Source organism: Mesorhizobium sp. P3_A10 (genome assembly GCF_056403175.1).
Genome location: NZ_JBFUFZ010000002.1, coordinates 223,250 through 244,859 on the forward strand (window position 1 = coordinate 223,250; position 21,610 = coordinate 244,859).

20 protein-coding genes are annotated in these 21,610 nt (G+C 65.3%); 9 read left to right on the forward strand and 11 right to left on the reverse strand.

All coding sequences use genetic code 11. The features are described from left to right. Nucleotides 1–25: 25 nt before the first annotated feature. Nucleotides 26–502: a cupin domain-containing protein gene (locus tag AC1DXU_RS07865; RefSeq protein WP_477366642.1), complete on the reverse strand. Its 477-nt coding sequence runs from the start codon at nucleotides 500–502 to the stop codon at nucleotides 26–28. Between the two features lie 65 nt (nucleotides 503–567). Between AC1DXU_RS07865 and AC1DXU_RS07870 the strand changes: the two genes are divergently transcribed. Further along, nucleotides 568–1,029, forward strand: coding sequence for a MarR family winged helix-turn-helix transcriptional regulator (locus AC1DXU_RS07870; RefSeq protein WP_477366645.1), 462 nt, complete (start codon nucleotides 568–570; stop codon nucleotides 1,027–1,029). A gap of 24 nt (nucleotides 1,030–1,053) precedes the next feature. Here AC1DXU_RS07870 and AC1DXU_RS07875 read toward each other — a convergent pair whose 3' ends face one another. Continuing rightward, nucleotides 1,054–1,956: a S1C family serine protease gene (locus AC1DXU_RS07875; RefSeq protein WP_477366648.1), complete on the reverse strand. Its 903-nt coding sequence runs from the start codon at nucleotides 1,954–1,956 to the stop codon at nucleotides 1,054–1,056. Between the two features lie 280 nt (nucleotides 1,957–2,236). Here AC1DXU_RS07875 and yghU point away from each other — a divergent pair, with 280 nt between their 5' ends. Beyond that, entirely contained in the window at nucleotides 2,237–3,103 is an 867-nt protein-coding gene (gene yghU / locus AC1DXU_RS07880; protein WP_477366651.1) for a glutathione-dependent disulfide-bond oxidoreductase, read from the forward strand. A 120-nt stretch (nucleotides 3,104–3,223) separates the two neighbouring features. Here yghU and AC1DXU_RS07885 read toward each other — a convergent pair whose 3' ends face one another. The 4 genes from AC1DXU_RS07885 to AC1DXU_RS07900 all read right to left on the reverse strand — a co-directional run bounded on the left by AC1DXU_RS07885 (nucleotide 3,224) and on the right by AC1DXU_RS07900 (nucleotide 6,769). After that, a complete protein-coding gene (locus tag AC1DXU_RS07885; protein WP_477366654.1) occupies nucleotides 3,224–3,775 on the reverse strand; it encodes a YbhB/YbcL family Raf kinase inhibitor-like protein in 552 nt (183 codons plus the stop codon). A gap of 72 nt (nucleotides 3,776–3,847) precedes the next feature. Next, entirely contained in the window at nucleotides 3,848–4,618 is a 771-nt protein-coding gene (locus tag AC1DXU_RS07890; RefSeq protein ID WP_477366657.1) for a hypothetical protein, read from the reverse strand. Nucleotides 4,619–4,925: 307 nt separating this feature from the next. Continuing rightward, nucleotides 4,926–6,125 carry an aminotransferase-like domain-containing protein gene (locus AC1DXU_RS07895; protein WP_477368882.1) on the reverse strand — a complete coding sequence of 400 codons (1,200 nt, stop codon included), beginning with the start codon at nucleotides 6,123–6,125 and terminating at the stop codon, nucleotides 4,926–4,928. 128 nt (nucleotides 6,126–6,253) lie between these two features. Next, nucleotides 6,254–6,769 carry a MarR family winged helix-turn-helix transcriptional regulator gene (locus tag AC1DXU_RS07900; RefSeq protein ID WP_477366660.1) on the reverse strand — a complete coding sequence of 172 codons (516 nt, stop codon included), beginning with the start codon at nucleotides 6,767–6,769 and terminating at the stop codon, nucleotides 6,254–6,256. Nucleotides 6,770–6,860: 91 nt separating this feature from the next. On the opposite strand from AC1DXU_RS07900, the gene AC1DXU_RS07905 reads away from it, so the two are divergent. The 7 genes from AC1DXU_RS07905 (at nucleotide 6,861) to AC1DXU_RS07935 (ending at nucleotide 14,716) form a co-directional block, all read left to right on the forward strand. Continuing rightward, nucleotides 6,861–8,324, forward strand: a complete 1,464-nt coding sequence (locus AC1DXU_RS07905; protein ID WP_477366663.1) for an MFS transporter — start codon at nucleotides 6,861–6,863, stop codon at nucleotides 8,322–8,324. 193 nt (nucleotides 8,325–8,517) lie between these two features. Then, a complete protein-coding gene (locus AC1DXU_RS07910) occupies nucleotides 8,518–9,507 on the forward strand; it encodes a 3-oxoacyl-ACP synthase III family protein (protein WP_477366666.1) in 990 nt (329 codons plus the stop codon). Between the two features lie 2 nt (nucleotides 9,508–9,509). Further along, on the forward strand, nucleotides 9,510–10,505 hold the full coding sequence (locus tag AC1DXU_RS07915; RefSeq protein ID WP_477366669.1) for an NAD-dependent epimerase/dehydratase family protein: 996 nt from the start codon (nucleotides 9,510–9,512) through the stop codon (nucleotides 10,503–10,505). Then, nucleotides 10,502–11,326 (forward strand): MBL fold metallo-hydrolase, encoded by an 825-nt coding sequence (locus AC1DXU_RS07920; RefSeq protein ID WP_477366672.1) that lies wholly within the window; start codon nucleotides 10,502–10,504, stop codon nucleotides 11,324–11,326. The genes AC1DXU_RS07915 and AC1DXU_RS07920 overlap by 4 nt, the downstream gene beginning before the upstream one ends. Further along, a complete protein-coding gene (locus tag AC1DXU_RS07925) occupies nucleotides 11,323–12,576 on the forward strand; it encodes a F390 synthetase-related protein (RefSeq protein WP_477366675.1) in 1,254 nt (417 codons plus the stop codon). Before AC1DXU_RS07920 ends, AC1DXU_RS07925 begins: the two co-directional genes overlap by 4 nt. Beyond that, nucleotides 12,573–13,715 (forward strand): GNAT family N-acetyltransferase, encoded by a 1,143-nt coding sequence (locus AC1DXU_RS07930; protein WP_477366678.1) that lies wholly within the window; start codon nucleotides 12,573–12,575, stop codon nucleotides 13,713–13,715. Before AC1DXU_RS07925 ends, AC1DXU_RS07930 begins: the two co-directional genes overlap by 4 nt. Beyond that, nucleotides 13,712–14,716 (forward strand): Rieske 2Fe-2S domain-containing protein, encoded by a 1,005-nt coding sequence (locus tag AC1DXU_RS07935; protein WP_477366681.1) that lies wholly within the window; start codon nucleotides 13,712–13,714, stop codon nucleotides 14,714–14,716. The genes AC1DXU_RS07930 and AC1DXU_RS07935 overlap by 4 nt, the downstream gene beginning before the upstream one ends. 16 nt (nucleotides 14,717–14,732) lie before the next feature. Here AC1DXU_RS07935 and AC1DXU_RS07940 read toward each other — a convergent pair whose 3' ends face one another. The 5 genes from AC1DXU_RS07940 to AC1DXU_RS07960 form a co-directional block, all read right to left on the reverse strand. Next, nucleotides 14,733–15,662: a class I SAM-dependent methyltransferase gene (locus tag AC1DXU_RS07940; RefSeq protein WP_477366684.1), complete on the reverse strand. Its 930-nt coding sequence runs from the start codon at nucleotides 15,660–15,662 to the stop codon at nucleotides 14,733–14,735. A gap of 56 nt (nucleotides 15,663–15,718) precedes the next feature. Next, nucleotides 15,719–16,876: an ATP-grasp domain-containing protein gene (locus AC1DXU_RS07945; protein ID WP_477366687.1), complete on the reverse strand. Its 1,158-nt coding sequence runs from the start codon at nucleotides 16,874–16,876 to the stop codon at nucleotides 15,719–15,721. Nucleotides 16,877–16,908: 32 nt separating this feature from the next. After that, a complete protein-coding gene (locus AC1DXU_RS07950; RefSeq protein ID WP_477366690.1) occupies nucleotides 16,909–17,445 on the reverse strand; it encodes an isochorismatase family protein in 537 nt (178 codons plus the stop codon). Nucleotides 17,446–17,678: 233 nt separating this feature from the next. Next, nucleotides 17,679–19,691, reverse strand: a complete 2,013-nt coding sequence (locus AC1DXU_RS07955) for an amidase (protein WP_477366693.1) — start codon at nucleotides 19,689–19,691, stop codon at nucleotides 17,679–17,681. A 99-nt stretch (nucleotides 19,692–19,790) separates the two neighbouring features. Continuing rightward, on the reverse strand, nucleotides 19,791–21,605 hold the full coding sequence (locus AC1DXU_RS07960; protein WP_477366696.1) for a tetratricopeptide repeat protein: 1,815 nt from the start codon (nucleotides 21,603–21,605) through the stop codon (nucleotides 19,791–19,793). Nucleotides 21,606–21,610: the final 5 nt, after the last annotated feature.

Genomic DNA, 21,610 nt, shown 5'->3' on the forward strand with positions numbered 1-21,610 from the left:
GAGCCCTTCGCCGGCTCAGGGAAAATCAGGCCTTCGGCGCGACCGGCGTCAGGCCGTGGCGGCGCATGATGTCGGCCATCTTGGCCCGATCCGGCGGACCGCCAGCGGCAGCAGCGAGCACCGCAAAAGCCTCGCGGAAGTATTCAGGACCGATCGCTGCCGGCGTCACCACGCAGAGCGCCTTCACATCCTGGTTGCCGTTGTTGTCGAAGCGATGGGCGGCACCGCGGGGAATGCACAGCGCCTGCCCTGGGCCGACATCGATCGCGATGTCGTCGACCGTCCAGGTCAGCACGCCCTCGAGGCCGTAGATCGTCTCCTCGTAATGGTCGTGGCGGTGCGCTGGCGCCGGCAGCCGCAGCCCGGTCGGCACCTTGAGCTCGAAGGCCGCGATGCTGCCGTTCGAGTCCTCGCCGGTCAGCAGGAAGCGGACCGCAAAGCCTTTGATGCCTATGGTTTCGTCGGCGGGATTGATGCGCGGCTCGATGACTGAATTTGGCATTGTGAAATCCCTTAGGGTAAATTACATTTACTGGATACGAGTAAACTCAATTTACCGGATCGTCAATGGCCACCGCAACCGAAGTTCTCCAGACCAAGACCCAGGACCTGCTGATCGGCGCCCTGCTGCGTGTGCCGGCGCAGGCGATCCAGCGCCGGCTGATCAAGGAACTCAACGCCGCCGGTTTCGACGAATTGCGCCTGCCGCATATGGCGGTGTTGCAGTTTCCCGGGCCGGACGGCGCGCGCCCCGGCACCATCGCCGAGCGCGCCGGCATGAGCAAACAGGCCATCAACCAGTTGCTCAGCAGCCTCGAAGGCTACGGCTATATCATCCGCTCCGATATTTCCGGCGAAGGCGGCGCGCGCGTGGTGCGGTCCACCGAACGCGGCCACGCCGCCTTCTGGAAGATGGTCGACATCCTGCGCGACATCGAGGAGGAGTGGCGCGCCGAACTTGGTCCGGAGCGGTTCGCCCAGCTCAAGGCGCTGTTGTTCGTCGTCTGGGAAAGTCCGCTGGTGAAGTGAGAGCCCTTGGCCTTCTCCCCCGCCTCACTGCAAATGCGGCTTCTTGAGAAAGCTGTTGCGGTCGGCGGACTTGATGCGCAGCCAGGTGTCGCGGCCGTCGCGCACCACCCTCAAGGGGATTTCCGCGCCAGCCGGGTTCTGCCACAGCTTGCGATAGAAATCGGCGAGACCGTCAACCTCACCGTCTCGGACATCCGAGATGATATCGCCCTGGCGCAGGCCTGCCTTGGCGGCCGGGCCGCCGGCGGCGACACTCATCACCACCACCGCGCCGTTGTTTTCGGCGGAGAAGGCGCCGAGCCAGGGGCGCGGCGGCTTGGCCACCTGGCCACGGGTCAGGAGGTCGTCGAGGATCGGCGGCAAGAGGTTGATCGGCACCACCATGTTGATGTCGGCGACCTCGCCGTTGCGGCTCATCTGCAGCATCAGCGAGCCGATGCCGAGCAGCGAGCCGTCCTCGCCGATGAGGGCGGCCCCGCCCCATGACGGATGGGCGGGCGCGATGAAGATCGCCTCGTCGAGCAGATATTCCCAATAGCCGGCGAATTCCTGCTTGGTGACGATGTGCGCCTTGACCGAGCGGCCGGTGCCGTCGGCAAGCACCACGGGATCGCCGACCTTGGCTTTGCCGGCGTCGCCGAGCGCCAGCGCCGGCAGGCCAAGCGGGGCAAGCGCCTGCACCAGGCCAAAACCAGTTTCCTGGTCATAGGCCAGCGCGTGCGCCGGCACGACGCGGCCGTCCTGGGCGGTCAGCCAGACTTCCTCCGCCTCGGTGATGAGATAGCCGATGGTCAGCACCAGCCCGTCGGGGCGGATGACGACGCCGCTGCCTTCGCGGCGGGTGCCCAGTCCCGACGCCGTGAAGGCATCTTCGGGGATCGAGGCGCGCACGGCCACGACGGAGCGCAAATTGGGATCGATGGTCATGCTTTTTGTCCTGGGTATGCGATGCAAATGCTTTGGCGATGTCTTCTATAGGTATGACACACGGGACGAGGCGCAAGGGCTCGGGACAGGGATACTCACTTCAGGGTTTGCGGCGCCGACATTGGCCGGCATCGACAATAGTTCAACAAAAGTTGGACTTCCCCCTTTCCAGCCCGCGCACCGGTACCTAAATGTAACTCTGCCCCCGCCGATCAATCCCGCGCCGCGCAACGTGCGAGGCGCCAACACCCTCCCCCGCCAAAACACGAGGCCTCCCGACATGACCGAATACACGCCGCCGAAAGTATGGACCTGGAACAAGGCAAATGGCGGTGCTTTCGCCAGCATCAACCGGCCGATCGCCGGCCCGACGCACGACAAGGAGCTGCCTGTCGGCAAGCATCCGCTGCAGCTCTATTCGCTGGCGACGCCCAACGGCGTCAAGGTGACGGTCATGCTGGAGGAGCTTCTGGCGCGCGGCCAGAGCGGCGCTGAATACGACGCCTGGCTGATCCGCATCAACGACGGCGACCAGTTCGGCTCAGGCTTCGTCGAGGTCAATCCCAACTCAAAAATCCCGGCGCTGCTCGACCGCAGCGGCAAGGAGCCGGTACGCGTGTTCGAATCCGGCTCGATCCTTCTCTATCTCGCCGAAAAGTTCGGCGAATTCCTGCCGACCGAGCAGCCGGCGCGCGCCGAGGCGCTGTCCTGGCTGTTCTGGCAGATGGGCTCGGCGCCGTATCTCGGCGGCGGCTTCGGCCATTTCTACGCCTATGCGCCGACCAAGATCGAATATGCCATCGACCGCTTCGCCATGGAGACCAAGCGGCAGATGGACGTGCTCGACCGCAGGCTGGCTGAGTCAGAGTATCTGGGCGGCGCCGACTACACGATCGCCGACATGGCGGTGTGGCCCTGGTATGGCGGTCTGGCGCTCGGCCACATGTACAATGATGCCGGCGCCTTCCTGTCGGTCGAGGAGTACAAGCACGTGCAGCGCTGGGCCAAGGCCATCGACGCCAGGCCGGCGGTGAAGCGCGGCCGCATGGTCAACCGCGCTTTCGGCGAGCCGGCGCTGCAATTGCACGAGCGCCACGATGCCAGCGATTTCGACACGAACACGCAGGACAAACTGGCGGCGGAGTAAGCTGGGCCAGCGAACTGCGTGGCGCCGGAGCATTCCGGCACTCTGACCCTCGCTGGTTGATTCAGGATTTTTCTCTATCCTGTTGATTGGGCACGATCTTCTTCGATCGAAAGTTCGCGATCAACGACTCCAGGTATAGGTCACACTTGCCTTGCCAAGAGACTCGCCCAACGCATCGGCCACCAGCATGGTGGGCGATGCGTTGGCCTCGGTGTGGAGTTTTGCCTCCTTCATTGCATAGAGCGTGATGACGTAATGATGAAGACCGCTGCCGGGCGGCGGACAAGGCCCGAGATAGCCAGTGCGGCCAAGGTCGGCCTTGCCCTGAACAGCGCCCCTGGGCAGGCCTTTGCCGCTCTTCGACCCGGCACCCTCGGGCAATCCGCTGGCGCCCGCCGGAATGTTCCACACCTGCCAGTGCCACCAGCCCACACCACCACCCATGGCGTCCGGATCGAACATGGTCAGCATGTAGCTTTTGGTGCCGGCCGGCGGATCCTTCCAGTTCAGGGCAATCGAGACGTTTTGTCCGTCGCAGCCGCCGGCTTTGTCGGCGATGTATTTCAAGTCCCATTTTCCGTCGGCAACGGAAGGGCTCGATATCTCAAACGCCGATGCCGAATTGGCAAAACCAAGAACAACAAGGGCGACCACTGCCACGCGCGATATCATACCATTCCTCCCAGGTTTTCGCGGATTTTAGCGAAAATCCCGCCCCGGGCATGCGCAACTTTCCGTGACGCGCTAGGCCTTTTGAACCGCGGATATCCACAGCCGGTCGATGTCGGCCAGGTAAGTCTCGTCGATCTCGTCGAGATGGTTCCAGTACATGCCGTCCTCGTAGAAATAGCCGAGGTCCTGCTCGATCCTTTCGGCCTTCTCGGCTCTGTCGTGCGCAATGCCGGCAAGGATCTCCGCTTTCATTTCGGCGACCCTTGCCCGCGACAGGCTTTTCAGCTCTTCGAAGCTCAGCCTCGGAAAGATCAGCCGGCTGCGTGGCAATTCGGACAGGTTGATGCACAGGCAGTCCCGCCGCAGCGCCTGGACAAGCAGGCGGGCGGACTTGGCCTCGAGATTGCGCAGCGTGACGTCGTCGCGCAGCGGATCGGGACGGCCGATGCCGTAGAAATGCGTCTTGTCGGGCTGGTCGTAGATCATGTCGCAGCCGAGGAACGCCAGCACATCCGGCCTCTGGCTGTGGATGGTCCAGTAGGCCGAGGTCAGCGACATGGTGGCGCCGGCATAGACGAAGCCGCCGAAGGCGTTCTGCGCCGGCACATATTGCGAGGCGCTGAAGATCTGCGCCTGCCGCAGCCTGGCGCCCGGGGGCAGCCGGTCGGACGGAAAATCGCCGGAATGGACGAGAAAATCCCAGTCGGGGCGCACGCGCCAGGCATTGTTGATGGCGACGATCTTGCTGAAAGCGGCCTTCGGCCAGGCCTCGCAACGCACCACATCGGGCGCACTGCCGATGAGCAGGATCACGCGTGGTGATGTCGAAGCGGCGCTGGGCATGGCATTTCTCATTCGGCCATGGGAGCCCTGCCCGGCCGGCGCGCCAACCTGCCACCTCCGGTCGAATGGCTCAAGTGGCGAATGCGGAGCCTATGGATGAGGAGCAATCTCCCCCCTCGTGGGGGAGATGTCCGGCAGGACAGAGGGGGGCGCGAAGGATCGCGATCTCTCTGTCCAATGCAGGCGAACCGGAACCTGCCTGAGCTACTACTATGGTGGTTGGAAGGGCTGGCGGGACAGCGCCCCCCTCTGCCCTGCCGGGCATCTCCCCCACACGGGGGGAGATTGGCAGCTTCAGCGTTGGCGCCTACCCCTTCAGAATCTTCGCCAGCCTCGGTATCCCTTCGCTCACCGCGCGCTTGTCGGCGAGCGTGAAGGAGAGCCGCAGCGTGTTGCGGCCGGCCCCGTCGGCATAGAAGGCACTGCCGGGCACGAAGGCGACGCGCGCTTCCTTGACCGCCCGCGCCAAAAGCGCCGTGGCGTCGGCACCTTCGGGCAGCGTCACCCAGACGAACATGCCGCCATCGGGCCGCGTCCAGGTCACGCCTTGCGGCATGTTGGCCGCCAACGCCGCAAGCAGGCCATCGCGGCGCTCCCGGTAAGCGTCGATGAGCTTTTCGACCTGGCTATCGAACACGGACTCGGCGACGCGGTGCATCACCACCTGGTTGATCGACGGGCTGTGCAGGTCCGACGCCTGCTTCATCAGCACCAGCTTCTCGATGACGCGGCGCGGCGCGCAGACCCAGCCGACGCGCATGCCCGGCGACAGGATTTTTGAGAACGAGCCGCAATAGAGCGTGCGGGCATTGTCAATGCCGCCGGAGCGGGCGCAGTCGAGCGCCAGGATCGGCGCCACGCCCTGCCCATCATAGCGCAGCGCGCGATAGGCGGCGTCCTCAATGACGGCGATGTCGAGCTCGCCGGCGAGATCGAGCACGGCCTCGCGCTGCTTGAGGCCCAAGGTCTCGCCGGTGGGGTTGGCGAAATCCGGCACCAGATAGGCGAACTTGACCTTGCCGCCGTTGGCAGCGGCCGCGGCGCGATAGGCGTCGGGCGTCATGTTGCCGCCATCGGGCGTCAGCCGGTCATAGCGTGGCTCATAGGCGTTGAAGGCCTGCAGCGCGCCGAGATAGGTCGGCCAGGTGACAAGCGCCGTATCGCCCGGCGACAGAAACAGCTTGCCGAGATAATCCAACGCCTGCTGCGAGCCCGAGGTGATCAGGATGTTGTTCTCGTCGCAGGCGACGCCGAGCTTGCCCATCTGCCCAGCCAGCCAGCGCCGCAACGGCAGATAGCCTTCGCTGACCTGGTACTGCAGCGCCGACGCGGCATCGGCGCTGCCCAGCACCGAAGCATAGGCATCGGCGATCGCCTGCGACGGGAACAGCGCAGGGTCCGGAATGCCACCGGCAAACGAGATGATGTCGGGCTGGTCGAGCAGCTTCAGCAGTTCGCGGATTTCCGACGCCTTCATGCGCGAAGAGCGCGATGCCAACAGGTTCATCAATGTCAAAACGCACCTCCCGCTCGGCCACAGGTCGATTATAGGTCAATCTCGCTGACCTATATCAGACCCGCTTGCCCGATTGAATAGCCAGAAGGCCGGCATGCCTAGCCCAATCAAGTCGGATACTAAAGGTCCCGCCGGCGGTCGGAGCCACGCGTCTCGTCATCAGTGGCCCTGGGCCGTGTCGAGATCAGGCCGGCTTCAATGGAGCTGAGAAGAGTGAGCGCGGCGTCGAGCCCGCTGCTGTCGCCGCCGGCGGCGGCGGAGATGGCTGCGCCCCATTCCTTGCGCACCAGCGCGTAGTTTTCGGCCCCGCGCCGCGTGCGGTGGACGCTGACGCCGCGGCGGTCCGCCGGATCGACATGCCGCTCGATCAGCCCCTTGCTTTCAAGGTCGCGCAGCACCGGAGACACGTTGGCGCGCTGCAGCCCGGTCGCGACGGCGATCTGGCTCGGCGTCGCCGAGGCGTGCGCAACCAGATGGCGCATGACCATGCCCTCCGATTGCGTGAGGGATAGCGCCCGCTCGTCGCGATAGCCGCGGAACTGGATCTCGCGGGCGATGATCAGGATCAGGTCGGCCAGATCCGCCCACCGGACCGGTGGAGGCTTGCCTGTGGACGATTCGCTGTCGGTCTTCATCAGCAGAGTTTACAGCGCCCGGCCAGATATGTATATGTACATAATGATTATGTTTGCATAACTATATATGCATAAGCACCTGGAGGTTCGCATGACCCATTCAATGGACACCGCCGGCCGGCATTCTCCCCGCTCCATGGCCCTTGCCGGAGGACTGCACGCGGTCGGCGTGTACGTCTTGCTGGCCGGCGCCTTCCTGCCGATCGCCGACTTCTTCATCGTCAACGTGGCGCTGCCGACGATCTCCGCCTCGCTCCAGGCGACACCGGCCGCACTTGAGTTGGTGGTTTCCGTCTATGGCGTTGCCTATGCCGCCATGCTCGTGCTGGGTGGCAGGCTTGGCGATCGTTTCGGCCGCCACAGCCTGTTTCTGGTCGGGCTTTCCGGCTTCATCCTGGCGTCATTGGCCTGCGGCTTGGCCCCTACGATCGAGGCGCTGATCGCCGCTCGCCTGGTCCAGGGCGCAACGGCGGCGATGCTTGTGCCACAGGTGCTGGCAACCTTCCAGGCGACGCTCGCCGGCGAACGCAAGACCAAGGCCATCGCGCTCTACGGCGCCACCTCGGGCATCGCGGCGGTCGTCGGCCAACTCGCCGGCGGACTGCTGGTCAGCGCCAATCTGTTCGGCACCTCGTGGCGGCCAATCTTCCTGATCAACATTCCGCTCGGCATCATCGTGTTCTTCGCCTCGCGGCAGGTCGTGCCGGCCAGCCGCTCGCCGCACCCGGCCGGCATCGACCTGCCCGGCACTGTGCTTTTCGCGGCCACGCTGACCGCCCTTCTGGTGCCGCTGACCGAAGGCCATTCGCTGGGCTGGCCGACCTGGACCAGGATGATGCTGGCGGCCGCCGTGGTGCTGGCCGTGCTGACCGTCATTGTCGAACGGGCTGCCGAGGCGCGCGGCGAGGTGCCGTTGCTGCCTCCATCGCTGCTCAAGCTGCCCTCGATGTCGCGCGGACTGGCCATGATCACGCTGTTCAGCGTCGGCTTCGGCGCCTTCATGTTCGTCTTCGCGCTCACCGTGCAGAACGGCCTCGGCGCCAACCCGCTGGAAAGCGGTCTCGCCATCCTGCCGATGGCGGTGATGTTCTTCATCGGCTCCATGGTCAGCCCGCGCATGATCAACCGCTTTGGCCGCGGCGCCCTGGCGGCGGGCGGCATCGTGCAGGCGCTTGGACTGGCGCTGCTGATCGGCATCATCGTTTCCGGTTGGCCAAAGGTGAGCCTGGTCGAACTGTCGCTGCCGCTGGTGTTGATCGGCGCCGGGCAATCGATGCTGTTTTCTGGCCTGTTCCGCGCCGTGCTCGCCGATGTTCCCGCCCACCTCGCCGGCGTCGGCAGCGGCGTTCTCATCACGCTGCAGCAGTCCGGCCTGGCGCTCGGCGTCGCCACGCTCGGCACGCTCTATCTGGCACTGGAGCCCATAGGCATTGCGCAAGCCTTCGGCGCCGTCATCGCCTGCCAGTTTGCGATCATCGTGCTGCTGGTGCTGTGCACCGGCCTGCTGCCGCGTTTCACCAGGCACCAACCCGTCGCCCACCCCGTGGAAATGTAAGCCTGAGCACTGCGACGCCGCCGCGTCGCAAAATTGCTTGATTTTGAAAGCTTCTTCCACCGCAGCTGGTGGGCTTCCAGCGAATGCGGTCGCTACGGCCGGCACACAGCGATCGGTGGACTGTCACCGCCGCGCTGTTACCATCGGGTGCGATCCGGGTTAGAAAAAGCGCTCCTCACTCGGCGGGATGAGAATGCGGATCAAGATCATCGGAACCGGGCGGGCCGTGCCGGCTGCGTGCGTGACGTCGCGCAGCCTCGATGCGCGGCTAGGGCTTGGCGATGGCCAGCTCGAAGCCACCACCGGTGTCATCGAACGCTATGTCTGCGAGGCTGAATCGCAGGTCGACCTGGCCGTCACGGCGGCGCGACGCGCTCTGGCGGATGCCGGGCTGGAGGCCGGCGATATCGACCTCGTCATCGGCGGTTGCGGCGTGCCCTACCAGCCGCTGCCATCGACGGCGCCGCTGGTCATGCAACGTCTCGGCATGGCCGACGGTTCGGCCGCCGCCTTCGACGTCAACAGCACCTGCCTTGGCTTCCTGACCGCCTTCGAGACCGCCGCCCGCATGATCGAGGCCGGGCAATGCGAGCGGGCTCTGGTGTTTTCCTCGGAGATCGCCTCGCGCGCTTTGCCCTGGAACGACCAGCCGGAGATCGCCGCTCTGTTCGGCGACGGCGCGGCGGCCGCCGTGCTGTGCAAGGCGGCGCCAGGCGAAGGCGCGGTGCAGGCCAATCTGATGCGCACCTACCCCTCGGCCTACGACGCCTGCAGCATCGGCTCCGGCGGCACCCGCTTCGATTTCCATCGCCAGCCGCAGGAATTCGCCAGCCATGCCCAGTTCCACATGGACGGCAAGGAATTGTTTCGCGTGACGTCGCGCCATTTCAACGGTTTTGTCGCCGAGCTTTTGCAGCGGGCCGGCTGGACGCATGACGATGTCGACATCGTCGTGCCGCACCAGGCCAGCCCGTTTGCGCTCGCCCATATGGCGCGCCAGACCGGCTTTGCCCGGGAAAAACTCGTCGATATCGCGGCGCACTACGGCAACCAGATCGCCGCCTCGATTCCCTTCGCGCTCGACATAGCGCGCCGCGAGGGGCGCATCGCGGCGGGCGCGAAAGTGCTGTTCCTTGGGACGTCGGCCGGCGTGTCGTTCGGCGGCATGGCGCTGGAAGCGTGAGCATGGGGCGTGTGCTCGTCACCGGCGCCAGCGGTTTTCTTGGTTCGCATCTCATGGCACGGCTGGCGGCGTCGGACGTGCCAGCGGTGGGCCTTGGCCGGAATGCGCGGCGCTGCACAGCCCTGGAAGCGGCCGGCCATGTGGTCGTCCGCCACGATCTTTCCCTGCCATTCGATGCGGCCGCACAAGCGCAGCTCGGTGACATCGAAGCGATCGTCCATTGCGCAGCCCTTTCCGCACCCTTCGGCAGGCTGGCGGATTTCGAAAAAGCCAATGTCACGGCAACCCGCAACCTCGTCGATTTCGCGCGGCGGCAAAGCGTGAGCCGCTTCGTCCATATCTCCAGCCCTTCGGTCTGTTTCGCCCTTCGCGACCAGCTCGATGTGCGCGAAGACAGCGCCCTGCCCGCTCCGGTCAACCACTATGCCCGCACCAAGCGGCAAAGCGAGGAGATCGTGCTCTCGGCAATCAAGCCGGTGATCCTGCGGCCACGCGGCATCTATGGCGCCGGCGACCGCGCGCTGCTGCCGCGCTTGCTGGGCGCCGCGCGCCGGCGTCCGTTGCCGCTGTTTCGCGACGGCCGAGCGCGCATCGATCTCACCCATGTCGATGATGTCGCCGATGCCATCCTGGCAGCGCTTGCGGCCGGCAGCGCCGCCGAGGGCCAGATCTTCAACATCTCCGGCGGCGAGGTGCTGCCGGTGCGCCGCATCGCCGACGAGGCCTGCGCCCGCGCCGGGTTTTCCGCGCGATGGCGCAAAATGCCGCTGTGGCCGGCAATGCTGGCAGCCGGCGCAATGGAGGCCGTGGCGCTGCGGCTGCCGGGCCAACCCGAACCGGCGGTGACGCGCTATGGTCTTGGCCTGTTTGCCTATGCCCAGAGCCTCGACATTTCAAAGGCAAGGCGCATGTTGGGCTGGGCGCCGAAAGTGTCCTTCGCGGACGGGCTCGACCGCACCTTCGCGGCAGAAGCACCCTCTTGGGGAGACGCACCTTGAAGATCGTCTTCGCCAACAGTGCCTGGGTGAGTGCCGCCGAGCGGCTGATCCTGCGCGGCGGCAGTTGGAAGACAATCCGCTTACGCGTGCGCTACGGATTGATCCTGCATCCGCAAGCCGGCGCGGTGCTGATCGACACCGGCTACACGCCGCACGTGACCACAGGCCCCGACCGAAGCCTCGCGCTGCGCCTGTACGGCGCGGTGCTCAGGCCCGCACTCAATGCGGCCGAACAGCCGCTGCCGGTGCTGGCACGCTTCGGCCTGACACTGCGCGATATAAGCGCGGTTGTCGTCACGCATTTCCATGCCGATCATATGGCCGGCCTGTCGCTGTTCCCGAATGCCCGCTTCATCGCCAGCGATGCGGCGTGGTCACGGGCCAAGGCGAGAACGACCAGGCAGAATTTGCGCCATGGCGTTTTCAGCGAGCTGTTCCCGGCAGATTTCGAGGCCCGTCTCGATGGGCTTTCCTCGAAGCAGCAGATCGCGCCGAACGATGGCGTGCCCGGCGGCGCCGACCTGTTCGGCGACGGCAGCGTTGTCGCGGTCGATTTGCCCGGCCACGCCGACGGCCAGTTCGGGCTGCTGTTCCCCAAGATGGAGCGCCCGCTGCTCTACGCCGTCGACGCGCAATGGCTGCTCACCGCGCTGACCGAAAACCGCACGCCGGGTTTGCCGGCGACCCTGCTGGCCGAGGATGCCGCGGCCCTCGAGCCGACCAGCGAAACCTTGCGGCGTTTTCTGGCAACCGGCGGCGAGGTCATGTTCTGCCATGACCCAGAGCCGACGCCCTATGATCTCGACAGCGAGGGCGGATGAGCTGGCTCGGCGAAGCGCTCAAATCGTTTGCCGTCACCCGCTGGGTGTCGCGCAAGAGTCGCAAGGATTTCGAGCGTTGGCAAGCAAATGCCTTGCGCCGCTGGCTCGACCGCGACCTGCCGAGCGCGCCCTTCTACGGCAAGGCGCCACGTCATCTCGGCGACCTGCCGGTGACCGATAAGGCGCTGCTGATGGCGAATTTCGAGCGCTTCAACATCGGCGGCGTGTCGGCTCGCGATGCCTGGGCCGCCGCTTCGGCCGACGGCCGCCTCGGCGACCTGACAGTCGGCGCCAGCACCGGGACATCAGGCAATCGCGGCTTGTTCATCATCTCCGAGGCCGAAAAGTACCGCTGGCTCGGTGCGATCCTGGCCAAGGCCGTACCCGATCTGCTCTGGCGCCGGCAGCGGGTCGCCGTGATCCTGCCGCAAAACACCGGGCTCTATGAAAGCGCCCGCAAATCCCGGCGCATCGATCTCAGCTTCTTCGACCTGGCGCTCGGTCCGGAACGCTGGCGCGCCGCACTCGAGGATTTCGCACCGACAGTCATCATCGCGTCGCCCAAAATGCTGCGCCATTTCGCGGCCACCGGCTTCCGGCTCAAGCCGCTGCGCATCTTCTCAGCCGCCGAAACGCTGGATCCGGTCGACCGGGCGGTGATCGAGAAATTCTTCGGCCGGCCGCTCGACCAGATCTACATGGCGACGGAAGGGCTGTTCGCCGTCACCTGCCGCCAGGGTGGGCTGCATCTGGCGGAGGATTCGGTGTTCTTCGAGTTCGAGCCGGTCGGCGACGGGCTGGTGACGCCGCTGGTCACCGCCTTTCGCCGCCAGACGCAGATCATGGCGCGCTACCGGATGAACGATCTGCTGCGCCTGTCCAAGGCGCCATGCCGCTGCGGCTCGCCGCTGCGCACGGTGGACGAGATCGTCGGCCGCATGGACGATGTCTTCCGGCTCGCCTCGGCGACTGGATCGATCCTGGTCACCCCCGACATTCTTCGCAATGCGGTGCTGAAGGCGGATCGCCGTATTGATGACTTCCGGCTGATCCAGACCGCGCCCGACGCCGTCGAACTGCGGCTTGCGCCCGACCTCGCCGACGACGCGGCTTCTGCCGCGCTTGGTGCGGTGCGGGCACTGCTCGCCATGCGCCAGACAACGGTATCGATCGATCTCGTGCGCGCGCCGCTGCCGCTGGAGACCAGCCGCAAATTGCGCCGTGTGGAATGCCGGCTGGGGGCAGCATGAGCCCGACGGCCGTCGCGACCGAGCAACCGCAGGCGGATCGGGTTGAAAACAACCCCGCCCAGGTCGAGGCCTTCACGCGGCTTTTCAACGAGGTACCGGTGCGCGATCTCATCCGCAATCTGACGGTGGTCGTCGAGCCGTTCGAGATTGCCGGGCGATCCTTCCCGCTGACGCTCAACGACGCCAGCGAGGCGCCGAACTGCTACATCTGCCGCCCGTCCAGCGCCTATATCGACTATGCCATCGACGAGACGCGCAATTTCGTCTCGGCGCCCTTTCTGCAGCGGGCGGTGCGGGCGCTGATCGGTCTGTGCGCGCCGCTGGTCAAGGCGAGCGGTCTCGACCATCAGGTGCAGGTCAACAACTGGCTCTATTCGACCAATCCGGTGCCGCTGCTCGACCGCAAGGCGATCGCGGCAATGCGCGCAAGACTGACGGCGCGGTTTGCGGACCGCGCCATCGTCATCCGCTCGCTGAACGAGATCGCCGATCCCGCGACCATCGCAGCCCTGAAGGCCGAGGGCTTCCGCATGTTGGCGGCGCGGCAGATCTACATTTTTTCCGACCGCAGTTCGGCACCAGCCATGACCAACGACATGAAGCGCGACCGCAAGCGGCTGCGCACGACGCCGTTCGAGCGGGTCGGCGATGCCGATTTCACCGAGGCCGATTACGCGCGCGCAGAAGCGCTCTACACCATGCTCTATCTCGCCAAATACACGCCGCTCAATCCGCACTACACGGCGCGCTACATTGCAGAGATGCACCGCCGCGGCATTCTCAGGCTTGCCGGCCTGCGCCGGCCGGGCGGTGAGCTCGTCGCCGTCACCGGCCTGTTCGAGAACGGCGCGACATTGACGCAACCGATCGTCGGCTACGATACCGGCCTGCCCGTTGGCGAAGGGCTCTACCGCATGATGATGGCGATGGCGCAGGACCATGCCACGGCGCACGGCCTGTTCTTCAACATGAGCGCCGGGGCCGCCGCGTTCAAACGCCGGCGTGGCGCGGTGCCGGCGATCGAGTACAACGCCGTCTATGCCAGCCACCTGCCGCTGCGCCAGCGCATGGCGATGCGGACCATGGAAACCGTGCTGGCGCGGGTCGGCATTCCGTTACTTCGGAGATTTGAATTGTGAACGAACCCCGGCATCCAAAGCAAAGGGATCATTGGCAGGCGGTGGCGCTGTCGGCCGATATCAGGCGCAAGCCGAAGCGCATCCTTTTCGACGGTGCGCCGCTGGTGCTGTTCCGCTCGGCGCAAGGGATTGCCGCACTGTTCGACCGTTGCGCCCACAGGCTGGTCGAATTGTCGACCGGCAAGCTCGTTGGCGGCGAGATCGAATGCCCCTATCATGGCTGGCGCTATGATGGCGAAGGACGCTGTACCGCCATTCCCGGCCATGTCGGTGACATCCCGCACTACCGGATCCGCCGCTATGGCGCCATCGAGCGCGACGGCGTCGTCTTCGTCTCCTCAGGCACACCCGCAGGCGAACCCTATCTCCACTGCATGCAGGGCAAGGACGTCGTTGTGAAGCGCGTGCGCAGTTCGGCGCAATCGACGGTCCTCGATGCGGCCGAGAACATTCTTGACGCCACCCACACCCACTTCACCCACAAGGGGGTGCTGCGCGGCCTGACCGCCAAACGCCATCTCGTGCGCGTCGAGGTGACTGGCGGCGAAGGCTGGGTCGAGAGCTGCTACACCGGCGAGGACCGCCAGCAGGGCCTGGTCAGCCGGCTCCTGGAAGGCGAGCGGGCCAGGACCATCGGCCGCTACCGCCATCCGGGCATCGTCGAGCTGGAATATTGGGGCAAGCGCGGTCTGGCGCTGGCGACGACCTTCCATTTGCGCCAGGCGGACGAGCGAACCGTCGAGGGCATCGGTTGGCTTATCGGCCCGCGCCAAGGCTTGCTCGGCCAACTCAAGGCGCTTGCCTTCAGGCCGCTCTTCGCCTTCGCGCTGCAGCAGGATCGCCGGGTGCTGAAATCGGCAAGCGACAATGCCCGCATCCCGCCGCAAGTGCTGCCAGCGATCGGACCGCTGGATTTCCTGCGCCGCGACATCGCAGCCATCATCGACGGCAAGATGCCGCCGGCCGCAGCAGAGCCGCGCGTGCATCAGATCGAGCTGTGACGCGGATCAAGGGCGATCACCGCCCATGTGCCGCGACCCGGTCGGTCGCGCAGTAGAGCGTGTGCCGTCCGCCATCGAGCGGCTCCACGATGTCGGTTTCGATCACCTGGACCGAAGCGAAATGCCTCTTCAGCGTTTCGATATCAGCTTCGCGTGCCGGGTGGCTGGCGATCGGTTCGAAGACGATGGCCGCGGAAAAACCCGCGAGATGGCCGAGCAGCCCGGAAAGACTGCCGTCGCTCATGATGCGCATGACGAAGGCGGTGTCGACGCCCGGCTCGGGCAGGAACTGCTCGAGCAGGTTGAGCGGCTGGGTCTCGATATCGTGCGCATAGAAATCGAGGTTCACGGCGCTTCGGGCCGAGCGCAGCTTCTGGCAGACATTGATATTGCGCGCATTGTTGTCGACGCCCACGCCCCAGCGGATGGTCGGGGCGAGCGGAAGGAGAAAGCCGCCGAGATTGCAACCGATCTCCAGCACCGACTTCCCTTGGAAATCGATCGGGATTGCCCGCAGCCGCGCCGCCGGTTCGCGAAAACCGGGCAGTTCAACGGCGCCGATGGCTGTGGACTGGTACGGCACCGGAATGTCATGGCCGGCACCCCTGTCGCTCACCTGCGGCGAATACTGGATCAGGCGAACGGCGCTGCGTGTTTGCCAATCGGACTGCCTGGCGGCGGCAAGAGCGCCGGCGATGAGGCGCAGTCTCTCGTTGGCGGTCGTCGTCGCCGCCTCGCCGATCAGGGCATCGAGCTCGTCGAACAGCCCTTGCTCTGCATAGGCTTGGGCAAGCAGGCCCTGTGCCGGCTCCGAGCCGGACTCGACGAGCGGCAGCAGGCGCTTGACCGCCTCGGCATGCTCGCCGCGATCGAACGCTTTTTTCGCCGCCTTGAGCGCGACCTTGCCGGCGAGCCTTGCCCACGATTTCTTAAGCTGGTTTGACACCGAGAAGTCCCCCGGCCCGCTGTTTGCCAGAAATTCCCGGCGGTTGCGAGCGTCGGTTACGATTGGAGCGGTCCGTTCCACTCGATATCGCGGGTCGACGCGGCCTGCAGACTGATGCGCTGACGCCGCGCCGTGGCGGCGATCTCGGCCAGCGCGCGCCACTGCGCTTTCTTCGGCGCGGGATCGCCGGGCCAGTCGAGCAGCTCGTCGGCCGCGCGCATCGCTTGGCCGAAACGTCCGACCTGCCCGGATCGCAAGGCGGCCGGCAATCCAAATACCCACATGGCCAGCCGCACCGTCTGTGGCGCGGTGATATCCGGCTTCACCTCGCTGCCCCCCTCAAGCACGGCATCCGCGAAGCGCTGCGGATCGCGAAAGAAATGCAGGCCGCTCACAGCGCGTGGATTGCACTCCAGCGGCGACACTTGGCCGTCCTGTTCGCGCATCAGGTCGAAGGAGATCTGGCCGGTCCACGAGGTGCCGGCGACGAAGCCTTCGACAAAGCGCCGCGCAGCCGCATCCTCCACCCGCTCGAAATAGATGCCGGCACCCTTGCCGGCGCGATAGAGCGAACGATAGAGCGCCAGCGCCTTGAGCTCGCCGTTGCGGGCCACCGCATAGGCGCTGATCTCCTCGCCGGCGATGAAACGCTGCGCCACCCACGGCATCTCGGGCGAAGGGCTGATCGCGTCGAGTTCTTCCGGCGACGGGCGCAGCAGGACATGGCTGGCAAAACGCGACCAGACCGGCTTGAGCACCAGCTCGCGCGACCAACCGCGCACGGCCTGCAGATCGTGCCTGCTTTGCAGCAGCGTCGTTTCAGGCACGGCGAGATGAAGGCTCTCAGCCAGCCGGATGAAAGCATGCTTGTCATGAACCCGGGCGAGCAGCTCCATGTCGGGCGCAAACAGGCCGGCCGGCATGGCGCGGTCGCGCCAGAGCTGGCCGAGATAGAAAACCTCTTCGCAGGTCGGGATGACAAGCTCCACGCCCTCGATGCGGACAAGTGCTTCCACCGCTTCGGCATAGGCATCAGGGGCAAGACGCGGCGGCGGCAGGCGACGATAGAGCGCGCATGCCGTGCTCGCCGCCGCGATCGGCCGAGCCGGGCTGTCGGCCAGGATCACCCGGTGCCCGGCACTGTTGAGCAGCCGCGCCAAATGCAGCGCCACCGGCGCCCGGGCCCCGGTGATCAGCACGGTGCTAATTTGCATGAGGCACCGACATCACAGCGGGAGAGCGAGGATCAAACGCCGGTCAGGAATTTTGTCGTCACCAGCGTCACGCCGGCATCTGCAAAGGCAGCATTGTGCCGGGCGATGATCTGCGCGGCCGCTTCACTGGGGCTGTCCAGCGTGCTGTGGGCGTCGGACACCACGGTGACGCCAAGCCCGTGGGCAAAGGCGCCTTTGACCGTGGCCGCAACGCAAAAGTCGCTCTGCGCGCCGACGAGCACGACTTCGCCGGCGCCTTGCCCCGCCACCCATTCGCCTAGGGCGGCATTGCTGAAGGCGTTGCCGACGCTCTTGGAAAAGGTCGGCTCGTTATCAGCCTGGCCGAGCTCCGGCCAAACCGGCCAGCCCGGCGCGCCGGGCGCCAGCGGGTCGCCCGCCGGGCCGTCATGCCTGACGAAGGCGATCTTGCGGCCCTTGCGCCGCGCCCATTCCATTACCGCCCGCACACGGCTGGCGACGCCCGCAGCATCATGGATCGGCGGCTCGGCGACGCCGTCGAACATGCCGGTCTGGAGGTCAATGACGATGAGGGGAGCGAGGTTTGACATGGCGCGAAGATAGCGCGGGCGGTGGGAGGGTCAAGCGGTGGAGCTGCTGATCTCCCCCTTGTGGGGAGATGGCCGGCAGGCCAGAGGGGGGCGCTGTCCCGCCTGCTTCTCAGTCAACCAAGGCTGCCACCTCGACAGTTTCTGGAATGAAAATACGCGACGCCGTGATCCTTCGCGCCCCCCTCTGCCCTGCCGGGCATCTCCCCCACAAGGGGGGAAGATTAGCTGTCCCCTCACCCGATTCCGCCGATCACCCCATAAGCACCGGCGGTCCGTCCGTCCTCCAGTCTTACAATCGCCGTTACGATCGAGCCGTAGCCACCGCGCCAGACGCTGTGGATTCGTTCATGCTCGACGGCTGGCACCAGGATGCGGCCGTGAAAGCTTGCGCCACTTCGCTGCATGATGACGGATTCACCATTGACGTGGACTTTGATGCCAGCGGTTTGCGTGTCGATGGCGGCATCGAGTTCGACCGTCACGGCGATCTCGGCCTGGTCTCCTTGCCGTATTGTTTCGGCGGCGAGTTTGAGCACAAGCGGCGCGTGGCCAGCGTGCAATCCACCGCGCTGCACAAACACATCGTCCGTCAGCTCCGGCGTGCGCGGCGGCGCGATGCGACGCTTAGCTGAGCGTTCGAAATCGCCGGCGAACTGCAGCAGCCTGACATCGTCATAGGCCTTGCCCGCAAATGTTAGCCCGACCGGCATGCCGATGTCGGCCATCGTGCCCATCGGCACGGTGACGGTGGGAATGCCGAGATGGCGCCAGACCAGGTTGCCGTTGGCGACCCAGGTGCCGTTGCGCCAGGCAAGGGCTGCGGAGGCCTCGTCGACATCGGCATCGGCCGGACCGACATCGGCCACGGCCGGCAGCGCCACGGCATCCAGCCCTTGCGCATCCAGCCAGTCCTCGAAGTCGATGCGCCGCGTCGCCTCCAGCCCTTTCAGGCCCGCTTCCATTGTCGGGATATCGACGAAGGGGGTGACACCGAGCTTCGCCCGTTCGACATACTCGGCCAGATCGAAACCGCCGATATAGCGGTCCGGCAGCGTGCCTGGCGGTTGCGGGAAAATCTTTGGGCCGTCGACCGATGCCAGATCGGGAATTTTCGGATCGGCATTGGCGTGCAGGAAATCATCCCATCCCCAGACACAGAGATCCCAGATTTCCCGGTCGGCGAACGCTTCCGGCACCAGTCCGCGCTCGACCATGGTTTTTGTGCCCGGCCGGTCGCGCTCGTAGTTGGACACGACGGGAAACTCGACCTCGACCACCGTGGCGCCCAGCCGCTCGAGGTCCCTTGCGGCGTTCTGCCAAAGGGCTAGCACCGAGGCGCGGGTTTCGATGGGCGTGACCGCCTCGGTGTCCCTGCCGATATACATGCGGGGCACGCCGAGCCGAACGCCTTTGAGCGCACCCGCCAGCTTCAGCCCGGTGTAGCGCGGTGGCCGCACGGCCGAGCTCGGAGGTAGCGCCAGCCATGGCTGCGCGCGCCAGAAATCACCCCTCGTCTCGGCATCGTCGGCGACGATCACGTCGAGCAGTTCCAGCATGTCCGGCACGCTGCGCGTATGCGGCACCACCACATCCATCGTCGGCACCAGCGGCCAGTTGCCGCGCACGGAAATGACGCCGCGCGACGGCGTGTAGGCGACCAGCGCATTGTTGGAGGCCGGCGCCCTGCCCGACGACCAGGTTTCCTCGCCCAGGCCGAAGGCGGCGAAGCTCGCCGACGTCGCCGTGCCCGAACCGTTGGACGATCCCGAGGCAAAGGCGGCGGTCAGGTAATCGGCATTGTACGGGCTTTCGGCGCGGCCATAGACGCCGCGCTGCATGCCGCCATTGGCCATCGGTGGCATGTTGGTGAGGCCGATCAGCACCGCGCCGCCGGCGCGCAGCCGGGCGATGGTGAAGGCGTCCTCATTGGCGACGAGATGTTCGAAGGCGGGCGAGCCGGCGGCCACCGTCAGACCTGCCACCTTGTAGCTGTCCTTGGCGGTGTAGGGGATGCCGTCGAGCGGCCCGAGCGCGGCACCACTTCTGCGCCGCCGGTCGGAAGCGGCCGCGCCCTCGAACATCTTTGGATTGAGCACGGGAACGGCGTTGAGGGCGATTCCATGGCGGTCGTAGTGCGCGATGCGCCTGAGATAGGCGCCGACCAGCTCGACGCTGGTGACGGTGCCGGCTTCCAGGGCTTGGCGCAGGTCGGAGATCGAGGCTTCGACGACGTGGAAATCGGTCATGGGGCGGCTCGGTTGGTGTTCCGTCACCTCTGCCCTGACGGGCATCTCCCCCGCAAGAGGAAGCTGGCTGATTTCGCCAGCGTTGCTTGGGCACTCGGCTCACAGCATCTTGCTGTCGAGCTGACCGTTTTCCTTCATCAGTTCGAGATAGGTCTTGGCGCTGGAATTGCCGTGCCCCGCCGCCTTGAAGAACCATTTGGCAGCTTCCTTGTAGTTGGGCTTCCCATCGATACCACGATAATAGAGCGTGCCCAAACTGAGCTCGGCATCGACACTGCCAGCCTTTGCAGCTTCCAGCCACCAGGACTCAGCAGCCTTGTCGTCTCTTGCAATGCCTATTCCGTTGGCAGAGGCGTAGGAAAAGCTGAGCTGGGCATCGACATTTCCCTGTCGCGCCGCCTTGAGCCACCATGCCGCCGCCTCGGCACCACTTTGTGGAACGCCGACGCCCTCGGAATAGGCTGTGCCGAGCGCTTTCTGCGCGAAGGCATTGCCCTGATCGGCAGCCTTGCGCCAGAGGCTTGCCGCCAGAACGGCGTCCTTCGTCGTTCCGGTACCATCCCAATACATTGCACCGAGAGCGAACTGCGCAAGGTCATTGCCCTTGTCGGCCGCCTTGCTCAGCCAGTCTAATGCCTGCCTCTCGTCCTTCCCGACGCCCTGCCCGTCCCGATACACGATCCCGACATTGTACTGCGCTCCCACATGGCCTTTGAGTGCGGCCTTCATCCACCATTGGAAGGCCAGATCACTGTTCTGCGCGAGGCCGCGGCCCTGAGTATAAAGGATGCCAAGCAAGTACTGAGCGTCGGCGTTTCCGCCGTCGGAAGCCTTTTGTGCCCAAGTCGCGGCCAACGCATCGTCCCGCCCGACGCCTTCGCCGAGGGAATACGCCCGGGCGAGATTGGCACCGGCTTCGGCATTCCCTGCTTGCGCGGCCTTGCTCCACCAATAGATCGCCTGCTCGTGGCTCTTCGCCACGCCTTGGCCCATCGAATAGTATCCGCCCAGATTCGACTGAGCGAACACATAGCCCTGGTTGGCAGCCTTGTTCATCCACGCAAATGCTTGGCCGTCATCCCTGGCGATGCCTTTTCCCTGCCCATAACCAGCCGCCACCGCGTATTGCGCATCGGCCAGACCGGCGGTGGCGGCCTTCATCCACCATTCGAATGCCAGACGGTCATCCTGACCAACGCCATGGCCCCGCGAATACAAGGTGCCCAGCATAGCCTGGGCGTTCGGCTCACCCTGGTCGACCGCCTTTCGCACCCACATCACGGCGAGCTGATCGTCCTTCTTGACGCCTTGGCCAAGATAGTAGGCACGTCCGAGACAGAAAGCCGCCGCCGCGTTTCCTTGGTCAGCCGCCTTGCGCCACCAGTAGAGAGCTTGCTCGTCACTCCTTGGGAGTCCCTGGCCCTGAGAATACAGAACACCCAGTAAATATTGGCTACCTACTTCCCCTTTGTCAGCTGCCTTGCGTGCCCAATTGAAGGCCAATACGTAGTCTTGCGCGACGCCTCTGCCGTCGTAGTAGGCCTGGGCTAACCCGGCCGCGCCTTTCGCATTCCCTGCCTCGGCCGTCTTGCGCCAAAGATCGACCGCCAGCGCGTCATTTCGAGCAACACCTTGGCCTGTCCAATACATCAGACCGATATTGTTTCGGGCATCGATGTTTCCGTCGTCCGCCATGATCTTCCATTGACGGAATGCCTCGGCATAATCCTTTGCTTGGGAGGCCGCTGCGCCCTTTTGTGCGGCCGACGACTGCACATAATAATTCCGCGCAGGCCAAAACAGAATACAGGCGACCAGCACTATCAGGACGATGGGAAGGACCCGTCGACGACGCGGCGCGGGCGGACTGTAAACAGTTGTATCCGCTTCGGGCGGCCAGTCATTGTTTCTCAAGTTTG

Coding starts and splice junctions, on each gene's coding strand:
- AC1DXU_RS07865 (WP_477366642.1), bottom strand. CDS start 502: ATGCCAAATTCAGTCATCGAGCCGCGCATCAATCCCGCCGACGAAACC.
- AC1DXU_RS07870 (WP_477366645.1), top strand. CDS start 568: ATGGCCACCGCAACCGAAGTTCTCCAGACCAAGACCCAGGACCTGCTG.
- AC1DXU_RS07875 (WP_477366648.1), bottom strand. CDS start 1,956: ATGACCATCGATCCCAATTTGCGCTCCGTCGTGGCCGTGCGCGCCTCG.
- yghU (WP_477366651.1), top strand. CDS start 2,237: ATGACCGAATACACGCCGCCGAAAGTATGGACCTGGAACAAGGCAAAT.
- AC1DXU_RS07885 (WP_477366654.1), bottom strand. CDS start 3,775: ATGATATCGCGCGTGGCAGTGGTCGCCCTTGTTGTTCTTGGTTTTGCC.
- AC1DXU_RS07890 (WP_477366657.1), bottom strand. CDS start 4,618: ATGCCCAGCGCCGCTTCGACATCACCACGCGTGATCCTGCTCATCGGC.
- AC1DXU_RS07895 (WP_477368882.1), bottom strand. CDS start 6,125: ATGAACCTGTTGGCATCGCGCTCTTCGCGCATGAAGGCGTCGGAAATC.
- AC1DXU_RS07900 (WP_477366660.1), bottom strand. CDS start 6,769: ATGAAGACCGACAGCGAATCGTCCACAGGCAAGCCTCCACCGGTCCGG.
- AC1DXU_RS07905 (WP_477366663.1), top strand. CDS start 6,861: ATGACCCATTCAATGGACACCGCCGGCCGGCATTCTCCCCGCTCCATG.
- AC1DXU_RS07910 (WP_477366666.1), top strand. CDS start 8,518: ATGCGGATCAAGATCATCGGAACCGGGCGGGCCGTGCCGGCTGCGTGC.
- AC1DXU_RS07915 (WP_477366669.1), top strand. CDS start 9,510: ATGGGGCGTGTGCTCGTCACCGGCGCCAGCGGTTTTCTTGGTTCGCAT.
- AC1DXU_RS07925 (WP_477366675.1), top strand. CDS start 11,323: ATGAGCTGGCTCGGCGAAGCGCTCAAATCGTTTGCCGTCACCCGCTGG.
- AC1DXU_RS07930 (WP_477366678.1), top strand. CDS start 12,573: ATGAGCCCGACGGCCGTCGCGACCGAGCAACCGCAGGCGGATCGGGTT.
- AC1DXU_RS07945 (WP_477366687.1), bottom strand. CDS start 16,876: ATGCAAATTAGCACCGTGCTGATCACCGGGGCCCGGGCGCCGGTGGCG.
- AC1DXU_RS07950 (WP_477366690.1), bottom strand. CDS start 17,445: ATGTCAAACCTCGCTCCCCTCATCGTCATTGACCTCCAGACCGGCATG.
- AC1DXU_RS07955 (WP_477366693.1), bottom strand. CDS start 19,691: ATGACCGATTTCCACGTCGTCGAAGCCTCGATCTCCGACCTGCGCCAA.